The 18,272-nt window shown below is 44.6% G+C and carries 21 protein-coding genes and 1 pseudogene; 11 read left to right on the plus strand and 11 right to left on the minus strand.

Features of this window, described 5'->3' with window-relative positions:
* Positions 1-70: 70 nt before the first annotated feature.
* The gene (gene hemE, locus V6D44_RS04430; protein WP_087991253.1) at positions 71-1,132 is read right to left on the minus strand and encodes a uroporphyrinogen decarboxylase; all 1,062 of its coding nucleotides are present in this window, start codon (positions 1,130-1,132) and stop codon (positions 71-73) included.
* Positions 1,133-1,252: 120 nt separating this feature from the next.
* Positions 1,253-3,397, minus strand: coding sequence for a transglycosylase domain-containing protein (locus V6D44_RS04435; protein ID WP_087991252.1), 2,145 nt, complete (start codon positions 3,395-3,397; stop codon positions 1,253-1,255).
* Positions 3,398-3,518: 121 nt separating this feature from the next.
* Here V6D44_RS04435 and hmoB point away from each other — a divergent pair, with 121 nt between their 5' ends.
* From hmoB to sndC, 4 genes and pseudogenes are all read left to right on the plus strand, one after another.
* Complete coding sequence (hmoB, locus tag V6D44_RS04440; protein ID WP_087991251.1) at positions 3,519-4,019, plus strand: heme-degrading oxygenase HmoB; 501 nt, start codon at positions 3,519-3,521, stop codon at positions 4,017-4,019.
* A 43-nt stretch (positions 4,020-4,062) separates the two neighbouring features.
* Positions 4,063-4,380, plus strand: a pseudogene (locus tag V6D44_RS04445) (hypothetical protein).
* Positions 4,381-4,448: 68 nt separating this feature from the next.
* The gene (locus V6D44_RS04450; RefSeq protein WP_087991250.1) at positions 4,449-5,846 is read left to right on the plus strand and encodes a hypothetical protein; all 1,398 of its coding nucleotides are present in this window, start codon (positions 4,449-4,451) and stop codon (positions 5,844-5,846) included.
* Positions 5,847-5,915: 69 nt separating this feature from the next.
* A complete protein-coding gene (sndC, locus tag V6D44_RS04455) occupies positions 5,916-7,106 on the plus strand; it encodes an N-acetyl amino acid acetylase SndC (protein WP_087991249.1) in 1,191 nt (396 codons plus the stop codon).
* Between the two features lie 17 nt (positions 7,107-7,123).
* On the opposite strand, the gene V6D44_RS04460 is transcribed toward sndC, so the two are convergent.
* The 3 genes from V6D44_RS04460 to ecsA are packed head-to-tail and all read right to left on the minus strand — an operon-like array spanning position 7,124 to position 9,818.
* Positions 7,124-7,834, minus strand: coding sequence for an EcsC family protein (locus tag V6D44_RS04460; RefSeq protein WP_202328491.1), 711 nt, complete (start codon positions 7,832-7,834; stop codon positions 7,124-7,126).
* A gap of 21 nt (positions 7,835-7,855) precedes the next feature.
* A complete protein-coding gene (ecsB, locus tag V6D44_RS04465; protein WP_087991247.1) occupies positions 7,856-9,082 on the minus strand; it encodes an ABC transporter permease EcsB in 1,227 nt (408 codons plus the stop codon).
* Positions 9,075-9,818 carry an ABC transporter ATP-binding protein EcsA gene (gene ecsA, locus V6D44_RS04470; protein ID WP_087991246.1) on the minus strand — a complete coding sequence of 248 codons (744 nt, stop codon included), beginning with the start codon at positions 9,816-9,818 and terminating at the stop codon, positions 9,075-9,077. The genes ecsB and ecsA overlap by 8 nt, the downstream gene beginning before the upstream one ends.
* Positions 9,819-10,301: 483 nt before the next feature.
* Between ecsA and V6D44_RS04475 the strand changes: the two genes are divergently transcribed.
* The 3 genes from V6D44_RS04475 (at position 10,302) to trpP (ending at position 12,609) form a co-directional block, all read left to right on the plus strand.
* Complete coding sequence (locus tag V6D44_RS04475; RefSeq protein ID WP_087991245.1) at positions 10,302-10,739, plus strand: HIT family protein; 438 nt, start codon at positions 10,302-10,304, stop codon at positions 10,737-10,739.
* Positions 10,740-10,887: 148 nt separating this feature from the next.
* Positions 10,888-11,967 carry a 3-phosphoserine/phosphohydroxythreonine transaminase gene (gene serC, locus V6D44_RS04480; protein WP_087991244.1) on the plus strand — a complete coding sequence of 360 codons (1,080 nt, stop codon included), beginning with the start codon at positions 10,888-10,890 and terminating at the stop codon, positions 11,965-11,967.
* A 123-nt stretch (positions 11,968-12,090) separates the two neighbouring features.
* Complete coding sequence (trpP, locus tag V6D44_RS04485; protein WP_087991243.1) at positions 12,091-12,609, plus strand: tryptophan transporter TrpP; 519 nt, start codon at positions 12,091-12,093, stop codon at positions 12,607-12,609.
* Positions 12,610-12,682: 73 nt separating this feature from the next.
* Here the strand turns inward: trpP and V6D44_RS04490 are convergent, their stop codons facing one another.
* On the minus strand, positions 12,683-12,874 hold the full coding sequence (locus V6D44_RS04490; RefSeq protein ID WP_087991242.1) for a hypothetical protein: 192 nt from the start codon (positions 12,872-12,874) through the stop codon (positions 12,683-12,685).
* A 129-nt stretch (positions 12,875-13,003) separates the two neighbouring features.
* On the opposite strand from V6D44_RS04490, the gene V6D44_RS04495 reads away from it, so the two are divergent.
* Together V6D44_RS04495 and V6D44_RS04500 are read left to right on the plus strand one after the other, a co-directional pair.
* On the plus strand, positions 13,004-13,360 hold the full coding sequence (locus tag V6D44_RS04495; RefSeq protein WP_010329248.1) for a YtxH domain-containing protein: 357 nt from the start codon (positions 13,004-13,006) through the stop codon (positions 13,358-13,360).
* 178 nt (positions 13,361-13,538) lie between these two features.
* The gene (locus V6D44_RS04500; protein WP_087991241.1) at positions 13,539-14,150 is read left to right on the plus strand and encodes an HTH-type transcriptional regulator Hpr; all 612 of its coding nucleotides are present in this window, start codon (positions 13,539-13,541) and stop codon (positions 14,148-14,150) included.
* On the opposite strand, the gene V6D44_RS04505 is transcribed toward V6D44_RS04500, so the two are convergent.
* The gene (locus V6D44_RS04505; protein WP_202328492.1) at positions 14,147-14,488 is read right to left on the minus strand and encodes a YhaI family protein; all 342 of its coding nucleotides are present in this window, start codon (positions 14,486-14,488) and stop codon (positions 14,147-14,149) included. The two genes, V6D44_RS04500 and V6D44_RS04505, sit on opposite strands and share 4 nt — an antisense overlap.
* Before the next feature lie 207 nt (positions 14,489-14,695).
* Here V6D44_RS04505 and V6D44_RS04510 point away from each other — a divergent pair, with 207 nt between their 5' ends.
* A complete protein-coding gene (locus V6D44_RS04510; RefSeq protein WP_087991301.1) occupies positions 14,696-15,214 on the plus strand; it encodes a DUF3267 domain-containing protein in 519 nt (172 codons plus the stop codon).
* A gap of 341 nt (positions 15,215-15,555) precedes the next feature.
* Here V6D44_RS04510 and yhzE2 read toward each other — a convergent pair whose 3' ends face one another.
* Positions 15,556-15,642 (minus strand): sporulation protein YhzE2, encoded by an 87-nt coding sequence (gene yhzE2 / locus V6D44_RS04515; RefSeq protein WP_032681524.1) that lies wholly within the window; start codon positions 15,640-15,642, stop codon positions 15,556-15,558.
* Between the two features lie 124 nt (positions 15,643-15,766).
* Positions 15,767-15,853 carry a sporulation protein YhzE1 gene (yhzE1, locus tag V6D44_RS04520; RefSeq protein ID WP_003327753.1) on the minus strand — a complete coding sequence of 29 codons (87 nt, stop codon included), beginning with the start codon at positions 15,851-15,853 and terminating at the stop codon, positions 15,767-15,769.
* 159 nt (positions 15,854-16,012) lie between these two features.
* On the opposite strand from yhzE1, the gene prsA reads away from it, so the two are divergent.
* The gene (prsA, locus tag V6D44_RS04525; RefSeq protein WP_087991239.1) at positions 16,013-16,876 is read left to right on the plus strand and encodes a peptidylprolyl isomerase PrsA; all 864 of its coding nucleotides are present in this window, start codon (positions 16,013-16,015) and stop codon (positions 16,874-16,876) included.
* A gap of 40 nt (positions 16,877-16,916) precedes the next feature.
* Here prsA and V6D44_RS04530 read toward each other — a convergent pair whose 3' ends face one another.
* Entirely contained in the window at positions 16,917-17,129 is a 213-nt protein-coding gene (locus tag V6D44_RS04530; RefSeq protein ID WP_087991238.1) for a sporulation YhaL family protein, read from the minus strand.
* Between the two features lie 125 nt (positions 17,130-17,254).
* Positions 17,255-18,199: a 3'-5' exoribonuclease YhaM gene (gene yhaM / locus V6D44_RS04535; protein WP_087991237.1), complete on the minus strand. Its 945-nt coding sequence runs from the start codon at positions 18,197-18,199 to the stop codon at positions 17,255-17,257.
* Positions 18,200-18,272: the final 73 nt, after the last annotated feature.

Raw genomic sequence — 18,272 nt, forward strand, 5'->3', positions numbered from 1 at the left:
TTTACACCCTCTTTAATGATCTGATACAAATATTTTGACAGGTATATCATCATGATAGCAAAAGATACGCTTAGGAATATTGACCCGTTTTTTTGTTTTGTGAATATTTATGGACAAATGCTGTCAGTTTTTTCAAAACCTCAGGACTGACGTCAGGAAATACCCCATGTCCAAGGTTAAAAATGAAACCGTCCGATTTCAGGCCCTGATCCAGTATATCCGCCGTTTTTTTCTCAATGACTTCCCAAGGCGCCAGCAAAATGGACGGGTCCAGATTGCCCTGCACTGTTTTGGCGATGCCTTTTGATCTGGCCTCCTCAATGCCGAGTCTCCAATCGAGCCCGACAACATCGAGGGGAAGGTCATGCCAATCACCTGCCAGATGGCTTGCGCCGACACCAAACATGATCAGCGGCACATCCTCCTGTGCAAGCTCTGTAAAAATCCGGTTCATCACGGGTTTGATGTATGTTCTGTAGTCCGCCTGATTCAGCGCGCCGACCCACGAATCAAAGATTTGAATCGCTTTTGCGCCTGCTTTAATTTGCGCTTTTACGTATACGATAATCATGTCGGCAAGCTTATGCATCAAAAGGTCCCATGCATCCGGCATGCTGTACATGAAGGCTTTTGTTTTATTGTAGTTTTTCGAAGGACCGCCTTCGATCATGTAGCTGGCAAGCGTAAAAGGCGCACCCGAGAAACCGATGAGCGGGACGTTGAGCTGCTCATTGACAAGCAGTTTAATCGTCTCTAGCACGTACGGCACATCCTGTTCCGGATCAATCTGTCCGAGTTTTTCAATGTCCGCCAGAGACCGGATCGGCTGATCAATCACAGGCCCGATCCCGTTTTTGATTTCAACATCCACTCCGATTGAAGGCAGCGGAGTCATGATATCTTTATAAAGGATTGCAGCATCAACCCCGTATTGCTCAACCGGAAGTCTTGTGACATACGCACATAGTTCGGGCTGATGGGTAATCTCGAACAATCCGTACTTTTCCTTCAGCTTACGGTATTCCGGCTGTGAGCGCCCAGCTTGTCTCATGTACCATACAGGCGTGTGATCCGCTTTTTCTCCCCGTGCAGCTTTTAAAAACGTCTCGTTAAACGTTTCTTGTTTACTCATCTGATTTCCACCTTTCATACTGCAACCATACGTTCGTGTTTCTTGACCATTACACTATACCTCGTTTTGGGCAAATGGTATAGAAATGAGGCTCAATGTTCAAAAAATCGCCGAATTCCATTAAGAGGAAAACAATTTCGGCTGAACGTAATCGGTTCCTTCCCCTTCTCTTTTTGTCTGTGTATTATAAGGCACAACTTTATAAGAAGCGCCTGAGAACAAGTTGGCATAAGGGATTTCATAGCTGCCCTTTCCTTCGACTGAATCAAGAAGCGTCTCCTTGCCATCCTTATTTACATAAATTCTGTATACGGTCCGATCATCCTCTTGAGCATCCCATTTTAATTCAATGGTAAACAGCCCCGCTGCTTTAAATGTGTAATCTGCTGTTAGCGTTTTGACCGGCTCCAGCTTAATCGGGCTTTCCAGTTCTTTGACGTTTTTAGGCTTCGTAAACACATCACCGGTTTCTCCAGCCTGCGTCAAAATATCTTTAAACAGTCTCGTCGAATACGCGCTGCCGCCTTTTAAATAATGGTTTTGGTCTGTTTTATCATAGCCCATCCAGACAGCCCCGGTTATTTTCGGCGTATAGCCGGCAAACCAAGCATCCTTTGTCGCGCCGGAGACGCCTGTATAAGAAGTAGAACCGGTTTTTCCCGCCAGATCGCCGTGATAAGTTCCTGACACGGCCGTTCCCTTTTTGACCACCTGCTGCAGCATTCTCGTCATATTCCAAGACGTCTGCTTGCTGAATACCCGCTTTCCTTCTTCTTTATGGTCGGCTATTGTTTCTCCGTCTTCATCCTCTATGCTGGAAATAAAGAACGGTTCAGTATACATTCCATCCGCGGCAAACGTATGAAACGCGCCGGCAAGCCGGAGCGGGGAAACGCCTTTTTCCAAACCGCCGAGAGCGAGGGCAAGGCCTTCATCAGGGATATCGATGCCGTTTGCTTTCAAATAAGATTTTCCTGTTTCGACGCCGATCTCATTCAGCGTCCAGACAGCCGGTGCGTTTTTGCTGTACGTAATGGCGTCAGACATGGTCACTTCGCCCTCATACTGGCTGTCATAGTTTTTCGGTGTATAATCTCCGTAGGATTGCAGCTCATCCTTTAATAGAGAATATGGTTTAAATTCCTTTTCCTGCATCGCCGGCCCGTATACCGCAAGCGGCTTCAATGTGGAACCCGGCTGGCGGGCAGCTGTGACGCGGTTGTATCCTTTGGATGTGTATTCTCTTCCGCCGATCGCCGCTTCCACACCGCCTGTCTTGTTATTGATAAAGACGGCGCTTCCTTCAGCATTCTGGTCTGTTCCGGGATAGTAGCTTCCCTGCTTCATCACCTGATAAGCCGTCTTCTGAAGCTTCGAATCAAGCGGAACCTTGATCGTGTATCCGCCTTGAAGAAGCTGCTCTCCGGAAATCGAGTACTTGTCTTCCGCCTCTTCAATCACAAGATCAATATAGCTGTCAAACCAAGGTGTTTCCGACTGTTTCTTCACGTTCAGACCGAGCGTCCTCCCCTGCGCGCTGACAGCCTCTTTCGCACTGATGTAGCCTTGGTCATTCATCATGCCGAGAATCGTATCACGCCGCTCCTTACTTTTATCAGGATGCAAAACAGGAGAATACGTAGAAGGCGCCTTCGGAATAGCGGCCAAAACCGCGCCTTCGGATATAGTTAAATCTTTTACTTCCTTATTAAAATAATAGTGGGACGCCGCTTGTATGCCGTAGACCCCATGCCCGAAGTAAAGCTGGTTCAAATACATTTCCAGCAGCTTGTCCTTGCTGTAATCCCGTTCAAGATTGATCGCAATGATCACTTCTTTTGTTTTTCTTAAAAACGTTTTGTCGTGTGTCAGAAAAATATTTTTGGCAAGCTGCTGAGTGATCGTGCTTCCGCCTTCCACCTTTCCGCCTGCTAATATATCGCGGTATACCGCCCTTCCGACAGATTTCGCATCAATGCCGTGATGTTCATAGAACCTTTTATCCTCAACAGCGATAAACGCTTCTCTGACCCGCTCCGGAATCTCATTAATCGAGACCGGCTCACGATTTTCTGTATACAGGCTGGCAACCTCCACTCCGTCTTGATCGACAATTTTTGAAGAGGCATGAAGAATCAGCTTCTTTTCATCTATGACATAATGCCCGAGAAAAATAATTGAAATATATCCTATTAAAGCGAGAAAAGCAGTTAACACTAAAATAATGATGGGTATAAATAGTTTCTTTTTCTTCACCTTAAACATGAACTCACCTCGCCTTTCTAAAGGTAGTATGGGAAAAATTGTTTAGAATTATGTTTGAAGCACTCGCCAATAGAAACTTATACCATTGTTTTGATATACTAGCAAGCAGGAGGTGGCTGATATGAATGTTTATATTACATATGGGACAGCCGATTTTTTAAAAACGCTCGTAAAGAAGCATCCGTCGGAAAATATCCTTTTGATGCAGGGCCAGGAAAACGCGATTTTGATCCACGAAACAAGCGGAGATACCGTTTTTCAGGCACCCCATGCCTATGAAGTGATTGACCAAGCCGGCGAGATGAAGAATCCCGGTTTTGCCGTCTTGAACAATATCGCCGTCACTCAGGAAGGACGTCCGCTGTTTGAAAACAGATTCAAAAACAGAGCGGGAAAAGTAGAAAATGAGCCCGGTTTTGAAGCAATTCGTGTGCTCCGCCCGCTTGACAGTGATACGTACGTCATTCTGACCTTGTGGGAAACGGAAAGAGCCTTTCAAGACTGGCAGCAGTCAGGTTCATACAAAGAAGCCCACAAAAAACGCGGCACGTCTGCCGGAATTGACACCACGTCGATCTTCTCCCGGCCTTCGTATGTCACCACATATTCAGCTGTCGAATAGCTGCCGGCATCTCCGGCAGCTTATTTATCGGGAGGAAAGCAAAATGAAGAACACTTGCCCAGTCTGCGGGTTTAAGGGACTGACTGAACCGGCATATGATAAGCAAGGGAATCATTCTTATGAAATTTGTCCGTGCTGCGGTTTTCAGTTTGGATTTGATGATTACGACATGCAGCGCGAGGATGGTTCATTTTTAAAACCATCGGAAAGCATCATCGCCTACAGAAAAAACTGGCTGGCTGATGGCGCCGTTATTTTTTCTCCTGAATGCTTCCCTGAGCATCAGCAGAAAGCGAATAGAGTGTTAAAGCAGCATTTGCTTGAGCAGCTCAAACAGATCAATGTTCATCTTCTATCATAACCCTGCCTTCTGTCCCCGCACCTTCCGCCTGCCTATGAATAATCTGTAGGAAGCGGAAGGAGTGATTAATGATGGAAGTCGGGATTTTGTCTGTCCACATACTGTATGTGTTTTTTATCGGGGCGATTATCCTATTTATGCTGCTGCGGAAAGATACGACCTTTATTTCCTTATTCGGCATTTTCATGATATCGCTTTGGACCAGCCATTCACTTTCAGCTTCTGTCAGCAGTTTATTCCACAGCTTTATTTACGCGGCCGGCGAACTGCTGCCCACGATTTTCATCATTTGTTTCATCGTTTCGATGAGTGATTTGTTAACAAAAACAGGGATAAATGAAGCAATGATTTCTCCCTTTACAAACCTTGTGAAAGGCCCTGTCACTGCCTATTGGCTGATTGGCGGCCTGATGTTCGCCATTTCTCTCTTCTTCTGGCCTTCTCCGGGTGTCGCTTTGATCGGCGCGGTCCTGCTCCCGGCGGCGGCCCGCGCCGGGTTGCCGCCTATTGTAGCAGCCATGGCCATGAACTTGTTCGGTCACGGTTTTGCTTTGTCAGGGGACTTTGTCATTCAGGCGGCGCCGAAACTGACAGCTGATGCGGCAGGCATTCCTGTCGGTGATGTCGTCTCGGCAAGCATTCCCCTTGTGCTGATTATGGGCTTGACCACTACAACCGCAGCTTTTATCATAATTCAGCGCGAACGCAAAAAACAGCTGGGTCCAGCTTCAGCTTCTTTTTCCCCTAAGCTTTCTGACGAACAAGACACCTCGCTGTATCTGCCAAAACGCCTGCGGTCCATATTGGCTTTTTTGATTCCGCTTGTCTTTCTTGGGGATATCGCCTGCATGCTCTTGTTTAATCTACAGGGAAATGATGCAACCGCGTTAATCGGCGGGTCTGCCATCTGCATCCTCCTGACTGTCCATTTTCTCGTGTATAAGCAAAAAGGGCTTGAAAAAATCACCGGTTATTTTATTGATGGGTTCCAGTTCGGCTTTAAGGTTTTCGGCCCCGTCATCCCGATTGCCGCTTTCTTTTACCTTGGCGGCTCAGGTTTTGAAAGCATACTGGGCACTGCACTCCCTAAAGGTTCCCAAGGCATTGTCAATGATCTCGGCATTGCTTTATCCGGCATGATGCCTATGTCAAAGGAGCTTGCCGCCGTTGCTCTAACTGCCGCTGGAGCGATAACCGGCCTCGACGGATCAGGGTTTTCAGGCATTTCTCTCGCAGGCTCTGTCGCACACCTCTTTTCGTCCGCTCTTCATACTGATCCCGCCGTTCTGACCGCACTCGGCCAAATATCTGCCATCTGGGTGGGGGGCGGAACACTGGTCCCATGGGCGCTGATTCCCGCTGCGGCCATTTGCAAAGTTGATCCTTTTGAGCTTGCCAGAAAAAACTTCATTCCCGTCGCGATTGGCCTTTCTGTGACAGCCATCGCAGCCATGGTGTTGCTTTGAAGTCAAGTTGAAATATTCAGACTTTTTCTATACAATCATGGAAAAGCATAGAAAAAGGGGGAAGCGGCTTTGTCCATATTTACACTGCAGAAAGAGATAAACAAACAGCTCGACAGCTGTTTTGAAGAAATGGTCGAGATCAGGCGCCATTTTCACATGTATCCTGAGCTCTCGTTTCAAGAAGAAAAAACCGCCGCATTTATTGCTTCCTATTATGAATCATTAGGCGTCCCGATCCGCACGAATGTTGGCGGCAGAGGGGTTTTAGCATATATAGAAGGCAGCGAATCCGGCCCAACAGTCGCGTTGCGGGCCGACTTTGACGCCCTCCCCATTCAAGATGAAAAAGATGTTTCTTACGCCTCCAAAGTGCCGGGTGTCATGCACGCATGCGGCCATGACGGCCATACGGCAGCTCTTCTCGCAGTGGCAAAGGTCCTTCACCAAAATAGACATGAACTGAAGGGAACATTTGTGATAATCCATCAGCATGCGGAAGAATATTATCCGGGAGGCGCAAAGCCAATGATTGATGACGGCTGTCTTGAAAATGCAGATGTGATATTCGGCACGCATCTTTGGGCGACTGAGCCGCTCGGAACCATTCTCTGCCGCCCCGGCGCCGTGATGGCGGCGGCGGACCGATTCACGATAAAAATCCGCGGTAAGGGCGGCCACGGCGCTCACCCGCACGATACAAAAGACGCCGTCCTGATCGGCTCGCAAATCGTTTCCTCTTTGCAGCACATTGTCAGCCGCAAAGTTAATCCGATTCATTCCGCCGTCATTTCGACAGGCTCTTTTATCGCCGACAACCCGTTTAATGTCATTGCAGACCAAGCCACACTCATCGGCACAGCGCGTTCATTTGACGATAGTGTCCGCAACGTTCTGGAGAAAGAAATTGAAGCAGTTGTAAAAGGAGTGTGCAGCATGCACGGCGCGTCCTATGAGTACAACTATGAACGGGGCTATCCGGCTGTTGTGAACCATCCTGCAGAAACGAGCCACTTGGTCAGCAGCGCAAAGAACACGGAGGGCGTTCACCAGGTCATTGACTGTGAACCGCAAATGGGCGGCGAGGATTTTGCCTACTACTTACAAAACGTCAAAGGCACTTTTTTCTTTACTGGTGCCGCTCCTGAACAGCCAGAGCGCGTCTATTCCCACCACCATCCGAAATTCGATATCAATGAAAAAGCAATGCTGACAGCAGCAAAGGTGCTTGCGGGTGCCGCGATCACCTATCATACACTATAAAAAAACAGCCGGAGTGTTTATTCTCCGGCTGTTTCCTTTGTAATTCTCATATGAAAAACGTGTCTTGCCGTCTCGCCAAGCTGAGAAAGCAGCTTATAATTGGCAATGCCGCCGACTGCCGCACCTACTCCGGGCAAAAGCTGCAAAAGCTTTACGACGTCGATATAATCGCGATATTCCTGCTGGAACACTCTCCAGTCGATACTCTTTTTCTCCGTCTCCCAATTGTCGATGACACAAAAAAGCGATTTGCGGCAGTCATCACTCGAAAACGCGAGCTGAAACACCAGCAGCAAAAACATTCTTTCTTGTGCATCCTTCACATCAAAGCCATAAATTGAGGATAAGGTAAATAAACACTTCATCTTAATCGAAAGCAGCAGCGGGAAATCGGCAATCCCTAAAAAAATGCCGCCCGCTCCGGTTCCGACTCCCTCAGCAGCCGCCACTTTCTGATAAGAAGCAATCGTTTTTTTCGCCAGTTCGTTTTTTTCACTGAGCGAAAGTGCGCTTGTATCCTTCTTATAGGCGATGATATTGGAGCCGGCCATCGTCGCTTCGACCATTTTTTTCACACTTTCGGTGACGGCCGCATGAATTTTTTCCGGAATCCGCTCATTCACCTTCGTTTGCATACGCTTTGAAAAGCGTTCAAACATGGAATCTTTTCGCAAAAAATGCATTTTCCATTGAAGGGCTTCATGCATCAGCAGCTGGTTATCTGTCATTTGACCTACCCCTTTTTAAGCTCACAGCTTTCCATGTTTTTTCAGTCTGGTTGTCATATAAGAAGGCATAATAACAAAAATCAGGACGGCAGAACCGATCAGCGCGTACAGAAACCCTGTCAAGCCGGCAGCATAGGCAGAAGCAGCAGACATCAGCAGCGCTTGTACGGAAAGTGCCGTTTTTAATAAAGAGAAATAACTTTTCAGCTTCGTTTCTTTTTTCACAGGGTACAGCTCTTGAAGCGCCAAATGGTCAAAGTGGCCGAACAGCGGAAGAAGCTGAACGCCCGTAATAAAAATGGTGAATACAGTCAAAACCCCTGCAATGAGCGGGCTTGCTGACATATACATAATGATCAGGGCGAAAATGACCGTCAATCTGACGAGGATGCCCAAATAATCACTTGAACGTAAAAAGGCCCGGGTGAACATGTAGGCAAACGTTTTGCGCTGTTCAAACGGCACGAGACGCAGCAAAAAGTCAAGATACGCCCTGCGTTTCGCTTGCTTTCGTAAATGCGGCACATCAGTGAACAGGTTGGCAATTCGGTAGAAACGCTGCTTGCGTCTCAATTCGGACTCAATATGGCTCTCCCATTTAAACGTTTTCCGTTTTGCTGAGGAAGACATATAGAGATAAAGACCTGCCATAATGACATAAACCACAAGCGCATACATATAGACAGATTGGAAAACAAAATAAAGAACGAGCGTATTCGCCGCAAAGCGAATGATCACATCCATCGGTTTCAAGCTTCGGTCATTCTGGAAGGTCGTGCGCCATTCCATCACCTGATTCCACGCTTTCAGCAACAAAAGCTGGGCAAAAACTGCCGCATACGATGCGAGCGAAGCCCCCGGTGCGACAGCGAAATAAAGCGGCATTGCAACAATGCTCAGTGCAATCAGCGGAAACAGCTGAGACACATAACTGTAGACAAACGCCTGCTTCAAGTAAGGCTCCATTTTTGCTTCAAGCGGCAATAAGAAGACAAGGTCAGCCTCTTTCAACAGCGTCCGCACATAAGAGCTTGTCAACACGAGCGAAAACAGTACGGCCATCACCCAGAAGGACGGAAAGTGAGCGGGAATGTCACGTATCCATTTGCTGTACCAGCTTGCAGCGCCCGCGAGAAAAAAGATCAAAACAATGACAAGGTGATCGTTGAGCATATATTTCATATACGTCCTTGTTTCTTTGATATGCTCCTGCAGCCGCGACTGCCAAATATCAAGCATATTATTCATGGCCCGCGTCTTCCTTTGTGAGTTCAAGATACAAATCGTCCAGCGCCGCGTCCTTCATTCCAAACTGCTCTCTGAGTTCGGACAGCGTGCCGCGCGCCCGCACCTCGCCGTTATGTAAAATAATAAACGAATCACAATAGCGCTCTGCCGTTGCCAAAATGTGCGTTGACATCAGCACGCTCGCCCCGCTTTTTTTCGCTTCATTCATCCGCTCAAGCAGCGCGTTAATCGCAAGCGGATCAAGTCCTAGAAAAGGCTCATCAATGATGTAGAGCGCGGGCTCTGCCAAAAATGCGCACATAATCATAACCTTCTGCTTCATTCCTTTAGAAAAATGAGCCGGGAACCACTTCAGCCTCTTCTCCATTCGGAATTCCTTTAAAAGCGGCGGCAGCCTTTTCTCCATCGTTTCTTTTGAGATACCGTATGCCATCGCTGTTAACTCCAGATGCTCCATCAGCGTCAGCTCTTCATATAAAACAGGTGTTTCAGGTATATAGGTGAATTGTGAGCGGTAGCCTTCCGGATCCTCAGCAAAGGTTTTCCCATTTAATTCGATTGATCCTTTATGCGGGTCCATCAGCCCGATGATATGTCTGATTGTTGTACTTTTACCCGCACCGTTCAGCCCGATTAAACCGACAATTTGATTCGGTTCAAGGGTGAATGATACGTTTTTCAAAACCGGATTTCTTGTATATCCGCCGGTCAAGTTCTTTACCGATAGCAGAGACATAGTTTCTCCCCTTATATTGTTTTCTTCATAGTACCAAAAACAAAGCATGATTTGAAACAATTCCCTTTTAACAAATGATGAATTTGCTGTCATAAAGAAACAGGTTTCGGGACATCATAATGGTTGTAGAGGAAAAGCATATCAACTGAAAAATGAGGTGTTTGTCAAAGACGTCTTAGATACAGTTGGATAGAAAATAAACATGTCCAATGCTCAAACCTTTTCTCTTCACTGAACTTGATGAATTCTTCTATGAAGCAAATTGTCAAATGAGGTGTTTATCGCAGGAATCGTTAGGCATTAAACAAGTCTTCATTTTATCGACAAATGAGGTGCTTACCAAAGGCATATCACATTTTCTTCATAAAGCTCTTCCTCTGCATTCAGGGTGAACGCTCGCCGTTCATCCTGTTTTCTATTTCCAGCATTTCTGTGGTACGATGAGTGTATACATACGAAACAATTTCATAAGGAGGAACTTTCATGCATAATGCAGAGAATTGTATCTTTTGTAAAATTATTGCCGGTGACATTCCATCCGCAAAGGTGTATGAAGATGAACACGTGCTTGCCTTCCTTGATATCAGCCAAGTGACAAAGGGACACACGCTTGTCATTCCGAAAACGCATATCGAAAACGTGTATGAATTTACGGATGAATTAGCAAAACAATATTTTCACGCTGTTCCGAAAATCGCCCGCGCCATCCGGGATGAATTTGAACCGATCGGCTTAAATACGCTGAACAATAACGGCGAAAAAGCAGGACAATCTGTTTTCCATTATCATATGCATATTATCCCGCGCTACGGAAAAGGAGACGGATTCGGAGCCGTTTGGAAAACACATGCTGATGATTACAAACCGGAGGATCTGCAGACCATCTCTTCCTCTATCGCGAAACGCCTGGCCTCATCATAAGATGGGGTTATTTTATTTGTGAGCATTTATAGCAAACATCCGTCAATTTCTTTTGATTATTCTAATTTTTTATACAAAAACTACATTTTTGTGATAGGATAATTGTATTATTTTATACATTAACGTGGAGAACAGGGAGAGGATCATAATGGAACGCACAACAAATTTTAACGCAGGTCCTGCAGCGCTGCCATTGGAAGTTCTGCAAAAAGCACAGAAAGAATTTATTGATTTTAACGAATCCGGCATGTCCGTTATGGAGCTTTCCCACCGCAGCAAAGAATACGAAGCGGTGCACCAAAAAGCGAAAAACCTTTTAATCGAACTGATGGGCATCCCGGAAGATTACGATATTTTGTTTCTTCAAGGCGGGGCAAGCCTTCAATTCTCAATGCTTCCGATGAACTTTTTAACACCTGATAAAACCGCACATTTTGTAATGACTGGGGCTTGGTCCGAAAAAGCCCTCGCTGAAGCAAAGCTCTTCGGGAACACCTCTGTGACAGCGACAAGCGAGGCAGACAATTACAGCTTTATTCCTGAAGTTGACCTTACAGATGTAAAAGACGGCGCGTATTTACATATCACGTCCAACAATACGATTTTCGGCACACAGTGGCAAGAATTCCCGGATTCCCCTATTCCGCTTGTCGCTGACATGTCCAGCGATATTTTAAGCAGAAAAATCGATGTGCCCAAATTTGACGTGATTTACGGAGGCGCCCAAAAGAACCTCGGCCCTTCCGGTGTGACAGTTGTCATCATGAAAAAAACGTGGCTGCAAAATGAAAATGCGAACGTTCCAAAAATCCTGACATATTCAACGCATGTCAAAGCGGATTCACTTTACAACACTCCGCCGACATTTGCGATTTATATGCTGAGCCTTGTTCTGGAATGGCTGAAAGAAAACGGCGGTGTTGAAGCTGCTGAACAACGTAATGAACAAAAAGCGCAGGTGCTCTACAGCTGCATTGATGAAAGCGGCGGATTCTATAAAGGACATGCCAGAAAGGACAGCCGCTCACGCATGAATGTTACCTTCACGCTTCGTAATGACGAATTAACGAAAACATTCGTTCAGGAAGCAAAAGAAGCAAAGATGATCGGCCTTGGCGGACACCGTTCAGTAGGAGGCTGCCGTGCTTCTATTTATAACGCGGTGTCTCTCGAAGACTGTGAAAAATTAGCTGCGTTCATGAAGAAATTCCAGCAGGAAAATGAGTAAAAAGTCTGGCTATGCAAACCGTTCGTTTGGTATACTGTTTGCATATCACATTCTTTAAGCCTTCGCAATAAATGACGAGCATATTATTGGAGGGCAAAAAGCTTAGCAGAGGAGAGCATAGATATGAAAACAAAAGAGTTAGTCATTATGGCTCTGTTTGCCGCAATCGGCGCAGCGCTTCATTCCATTATTCCGCCCTTTTTAGGCGGCATGAAACCAGATATGATGTTGATCATGATGTTCATGGGCATCCTTCTGTTCCCGCGGGTGCAAAATGTACTCGTCATTGGGATTGTGACCGGAATCATTTCCGCACTTACAACCGCATTTCCAGCCGGACAGATTCCTAACATCATCGATAAACCCGTGTCAGCGTTTCTGTTCTTCATCCTGTTCCTTTTGTTCAGAAAGAGCCAGAAAACAGGTGCAGCCGCAGTTCTGACAGCGATCGGGACCATTTTATCGGGCATTGTATTTTTATCGTCAGCTTTATTGATCGTCGGTTTGCCTGGCGGTTTCGCCGCATTGTTCGCGGCTGTTGTTCTGCCGGCCGCTGTACTGAACACAATCGCAATGATTATTATTTATCCGATTGTGCAAACCATTTTAAAACGTTCAAGCTTTATGGAAGCTGCTGAATAATTGTCACCCAAAACCTCTTCCGCTTCCGGGAGAGGTTTTTTTCGACAGAGAGTCCGCAGCCTGTCAGCATGTTTTAAGCAAAGAGTTTTGTGAAAAAGATCAGACATAGTGTAAAGGCGGTTCCGGTTGAACAAACAAGCGCTTTCTGCCGGATGACCTTCTTGGGCGGATAAGAAGCAGCCTGGCTAAGGAGTCTGATATAGTAAACAGCGCCTGAAGCGAAGGCAAGGGTGATGCAGGATAACACAATTATAAAGACAGACAACCTTCTCCCTCCTTTTCACTTAAAAAATATGCTAAAATAAAGCAAGCTATGTATAGAAGTTCAGGCTTTCAACAAAAACGAAAAATACTGAATGAATCCTATTTTCAAGAAAAAGACGGGGTGATTGTAATGGCGGACGGACGTTCTCTGCTAACAGGACTATTCGTAGGCGGCATTATCGGAGGGGCTGCAGTTCTTCTTACTGCACCTTCCTCAGGAGCGCAGCTGCGTGAAAAAATGAAAACCAATTATGATTCTTTCGAAGAAACGATCAAACGCTTAAAATCAGACGGGCTTGCGTTAAAAGACCAGCTGATCAAAGCGGCCAAAGAAAGTACAGATGTCATTAAAGATGTGAGCGGCGAGCTCCAAACGTCAATTAAAAAATGGCAGGAAGAGATCAAACCTCACCAACAGGATCTGCAAAAAGAAATCGCTGATATTGAAGAGAAGATCAAACAGCTGGAGAAAACCTTACAAAACTAATATCCTATTCAAAAGAAAAAAATGCGGGCCAAAACTGGACCCGCATTTTTTTTTGACCGAAAAAGCCTCTCACCGCAACGGATTGTGAATTTATTAAAAAATTCTTAAATTTTCATCTTTATTAATCTTTATTTTATTGGCATAATAGAGAAAAAGAAAAAGAGAAGCAGGTGACGTAATGAATCGAGTGGAACCGCCTTATGATGTGAAAGAGGCTCTGGTCTTCACCCAGAAAATGGCTCAGCTTAGCAAAGCTCTTTGGAAATCGATTGAGAAGGATTGGCAGCAATGGCTTAAACCGTATGACCTGAATATTAATGAGCATCATATTTTATGGATTGCGTATCAATTGAATGGAGCTTCCATTTCTGAAATCGCGAAATTCGGGGTCATGCACGTATCAACCGCATTCAACTTTTCAAAAAAGCTGGAAGAGCGAGGATATTTAAGATTCTCCAAACGGCTGAATGATAAACGGAACACATACGTCCAATTGACTGAGGAAGGGAATGAAGTATTCTGGAGCTTGCTCGAGGAATTCGATCCGACTCGCAACGCGGTTTTTAAAGGATCACAGCCACTTTATCATTTATTCGGAAAATTCCCTGAAGTGGCAGAACTGATGTGTATGATACGCCATATTTACGGCGATGATTTTATGGAAATTTTCGAAACGTCACTCACCAATATTGACAATGACTTTGAAAGCGTAAACGGAAAACTGAAGAAAAAAGCAAAGGACAGTGCTGCGGATGAACCGGCAGAAGAGCTCGAACCTGTAAACAGTTAATCAAAGTGCTTCATGATGCCGATAAAGACTTCCATCAGCTCTTGATAAAGCCCCTGCCCATATAGGGAAAAAATAGTTTCATGAACATCTAATTTTTCATTCAGCTGTCCGGCAAATAGCGCAAGGAGCTTATCGAAGGTTACAAATCCTTGCGCTTTTTGTGCTGCCAGCTCATCCGACAATTCATCGCATATCCTCATAACCTCTTCCCCTTCTTCCCTGCTCAGCCCTTTGTCAATGAGAAGCGCATAGAAAGGGTACCTGTCCATATCTACTGTTTTCACTAATAATTGTATGTAATATTCTAATCGCTCAATGCGATGATCCATCGAATCCATCCACACCACTTCTTTCTATCTTTAATCTTATTTTAGCTGATAATTCACTGAGAAGAAAGTTCTAACCCCATATTTCGCAGTTTGTTTGCTTGTTTCAAAAAAATAACTGCCGGATGATATTTTTTCTTAAAAAAGCATTGATTTTTTCTCTTAGGAGGAGTAAATTATTTTGAGATTCTAATCAAGATGTATGGAAGGATGACTTTAATGAATTGCTGGAAGACCATAAATCTCATGAAGGATTATGGCGCCGTTCGCATCATATTAATTGCTGTATGTTTTATGATTTTAGTTTTTATATCTACCTTTTTAGCATTTGAGCTGCTGCGGCCCGGCACAAGCTTAAGCGATGAATATGTACCTGTATTCGGCGGATTGCTCGTCTTTATTTTATTTGCACATAAAGTCATCCATGTCCTGCCGATCATCTGCAAAAAAAGAAAATCAGAAAAAAAGTTTTTCATATTGCGCATGCGCGCATGGAAACGGATACCAAAAACGACTATGCTGATTTCACTGGTAAGCCCGTTTTTGCTGATAACGCCTGTATTGTTTTACGCTGCGCTGGCTTTTCCAAATCATGCCCATTATTTCTGCATGATTTCGGGCATTCATGCCGGCTACTGTCTGCCCGACTTCTTGCTGGCCCTCAAGCTGATACAAGCGCCGAAAGCCGCTTTTATTGACCAGGAAGCAGACGGCTTGGATATTCTTGTTGAAAAGTAGCCAAACCTTGTCGCTAGTAGCGATTTTTCAATTTGCATTCTATCTTTTTTAATAAATATTTGGTAATGTAATATGGGACAGTTCAGAGAGAGGGGGAATCTCCCATCATTTTATTCTATTTTATCGTGGCTGCCATGTTTATTTTATATTTCATAAACAGGCTCACCAATACACTATGCCTTGTCAGAGAGATTCCTGAAGAGCGGCAGGATAAGGTATTCCGATTTATCAATGTATCTATATTAATTTTACTGATCTCTTCATTTGTGGAGATCTCCTTTACTGTGTAAATATGAAAGAAAGCCTGGCTGCTGATTCAGCAGCCAGGCTTTTTATTTTGATTAGCACAGCCAAGAAGCGCCGATGATAATCAATAAAATAAATAACACAACCAATAAAGCGAAACCGCCTGCAAATACTTCACCCATCTTAAAAAGCACCTCCTGTAAAAAGCTTTATTTTCCAATTACATCTTATGCAATTCATGATTGAAACGATTAGGCGCTAGTGAAAATAAAGGATCGCTTATCTTGCAAGCGATCCCCGGGTTGCTTAGTAGATGTAAGCTGCACCTACGATGATAAGCAAAATGAACAGTACTACAAGCAATGCGAAACCGTTAGAGTATCCTCCGCTCATGTTACATACCTCCTTTTCTTGATCAATATATAAGTATGCCATCAGCAAAAGTTTGACTAGACGAATGCCCTTTATTTAAAATCTTTTTACAGAAAGCCACAATGTGTTATGATACGCTTAGGTAATTTAATTTGGAATGATTAGGAGTGTTTGAAAACAATGAAAAAAATTGCAATAGCAGCTATTACCGCGACAAGCATCCTCGCTCTCAGTGCTTGCAGCGGCGGCGACAAAGAAGTCATCGCAAAAACAGACGCAGGCGATGTAACGAAAGGCGAGCTTTACACAAACATGAAGAAAACAGCTGGTGCAAGCGTCCTGACACAGCTAGTGCAAGAAAAAGTATTGGACGAGAAATATAAAGTGACAGATAAAGAAATTGACAATAAGCTGAAAGAATACAAAACACAGCTTGGCGATCAATATACTGCCCTCGAAAAGCAATATGGAAAAGATTACCTTAAAGAGCAAGTAAAATATGAATTGCTTACACAAAAAGCGGCTAAAGATCAAATTAAAGTAACAGATGCTGATACCAAAGAATACTGGGAAGGCTTAAAAAACAAAATCCGCGCAAGCCACATCCTTGTCGCTGATAAAAAGACAGCTGAAGAAGTAGAGAAAAAGCTGAAAAAAGGCGAGAAATTTGAAGACCTTGCAAAAGAATACTCTACAGACAGCACTGCATCAAACGGAGGCGACCTTGGCTGGTTTGCAAAAGACGGTATGGTGGAAGAATTCAGCAAAGCTGCATTTAAATTAAAAACAGATGAAGTCAGTGATCCTGTCAAATCACAATACGGCTACCACATCATCAAAAAGACGGAAGAACGCGGCAAATACGATGACATGAAAAAAGAACTGAAATCCGAAGTTCTTGAACAAAAACTAAGTGACAACGCAGCCGTTCAGGAAGCTGTTCAAAAAGTTATGAAGAAAGCTGATATCGAAGTAAAAGATAAAGATCTGAAAGACACATTTAATACATCTTCAACAAGCGAGAGCACATCTAGTTCTAAATAATAAAAAAAGCTGTGCAGGCTCATCGAGCTGCACAGCTTTTTTATGCGATGGAATGGTTTTGATTTTCGTCTTCAGGCCGCTGAGAACTGCGGCGCTCTCTCTCCTTTTCCATCCTCTCCATATATATCTGCCCTTCTTTTTCAATAAAGGACTGGTCCGCTTTTTCTTCCTCTTTTGCTGCCGCCACAATTTTATATGCACTGAAAATGATGCCTACAATACAAAGATACACCCACCATGGAAAAAATAACACGGGCTTCTCCCCCTTTTACATAGATTCTTTATTCTTAAATCTATGCGGGAATGAGACGAGTTATGAGCGCCAAAAGCGCATAAAAAAGGACTGACCTGAATGGTTCAGAATCAGTCCTTTTTTGATTATTTGTGAAAAGCCGGTTTGTAAAAGGAACGGTTTTCCAGTGCAAATACACGTTCAGTGTACTCGCCCGGCTTCACGCGCTCAAGCGCTCTATCCATCATATTCATTTTGGCATCCAGGTTGTCTATATAGTGCAGAATTTCCGCTTCTTTCACCATCGGCGGCTTCGGGCTTCCCCACTCCGCTTTGCCGTGGTGACTCAAAATCAAGTGCTGAAGAATTAACACCTCTTCAGAATCGATTTGAAGCTCTTCAGCCGCTTTTGACAGCTCTGTGACCATAATCGAAATATGGCCGAGCAAATTGCCTTCGACCGTATACGAAGTGGAAACAGGGCCGGACAGCTCTTTCACTTTTCCGAGATCATGCAGGATAACACCCGCATAAAGCAGATCGCGGTCAAGAGACGGATATAAATCCGCAATGGATTTCGCCAGATTCAGCATAGAGACGACATGATACGCTAAACCGGAGACAAACTCATGGTGATTTTTCGTAGCCGCCGGATAATCCATAAATTCTGCTTCGTGTTTTTTGACTAAAAACCTTGTAATCCGCTGGATATTCGGATTTTTCATTTCAAATATATATTGAGTGATGGTGTCCATCATTTCATTTTTCGGAATGGGCGCGGTTTCTAAAAAATCATCAATATTGACGTCTTCATGCTCGCTCACTGGTCTGATATTTCTCAGCTTCAGCTGGGTGCGCCCCCGGTAATGGTGGACATCCCCCACAACCTTCACAATCGTCTGCGGCGCATAGGTCACTTCATCACTTTGCTTGGCATCCCACAGCTTCGCTTCAATATCGCCTGACTGGTCTTGCAGCATCAGCGTTAAAAATGGTTTCCCGTTGCTCGCAATCCCTTTCGTCAAGGATTTAATCAATAGATATTGGTCCACCTGTTCGCCAACCTCATGTAGCATAATCCCTTTAGCCATTCTATTAAAGCTCCCTCCGTATCTTATCTTACATAATACCAGTATATCACATACCGATTTACAGCTATAGAAC

It is taken from the genome of Bacillus sp. 0209A (genome assembly GCF_036765095.1).
Classification (GTDB): domain Bacteria; phylum Bacillota; class Bacilli; order Bacillales; family Bacillaceae; genus Bacillus; species Bacillus subtilis_G.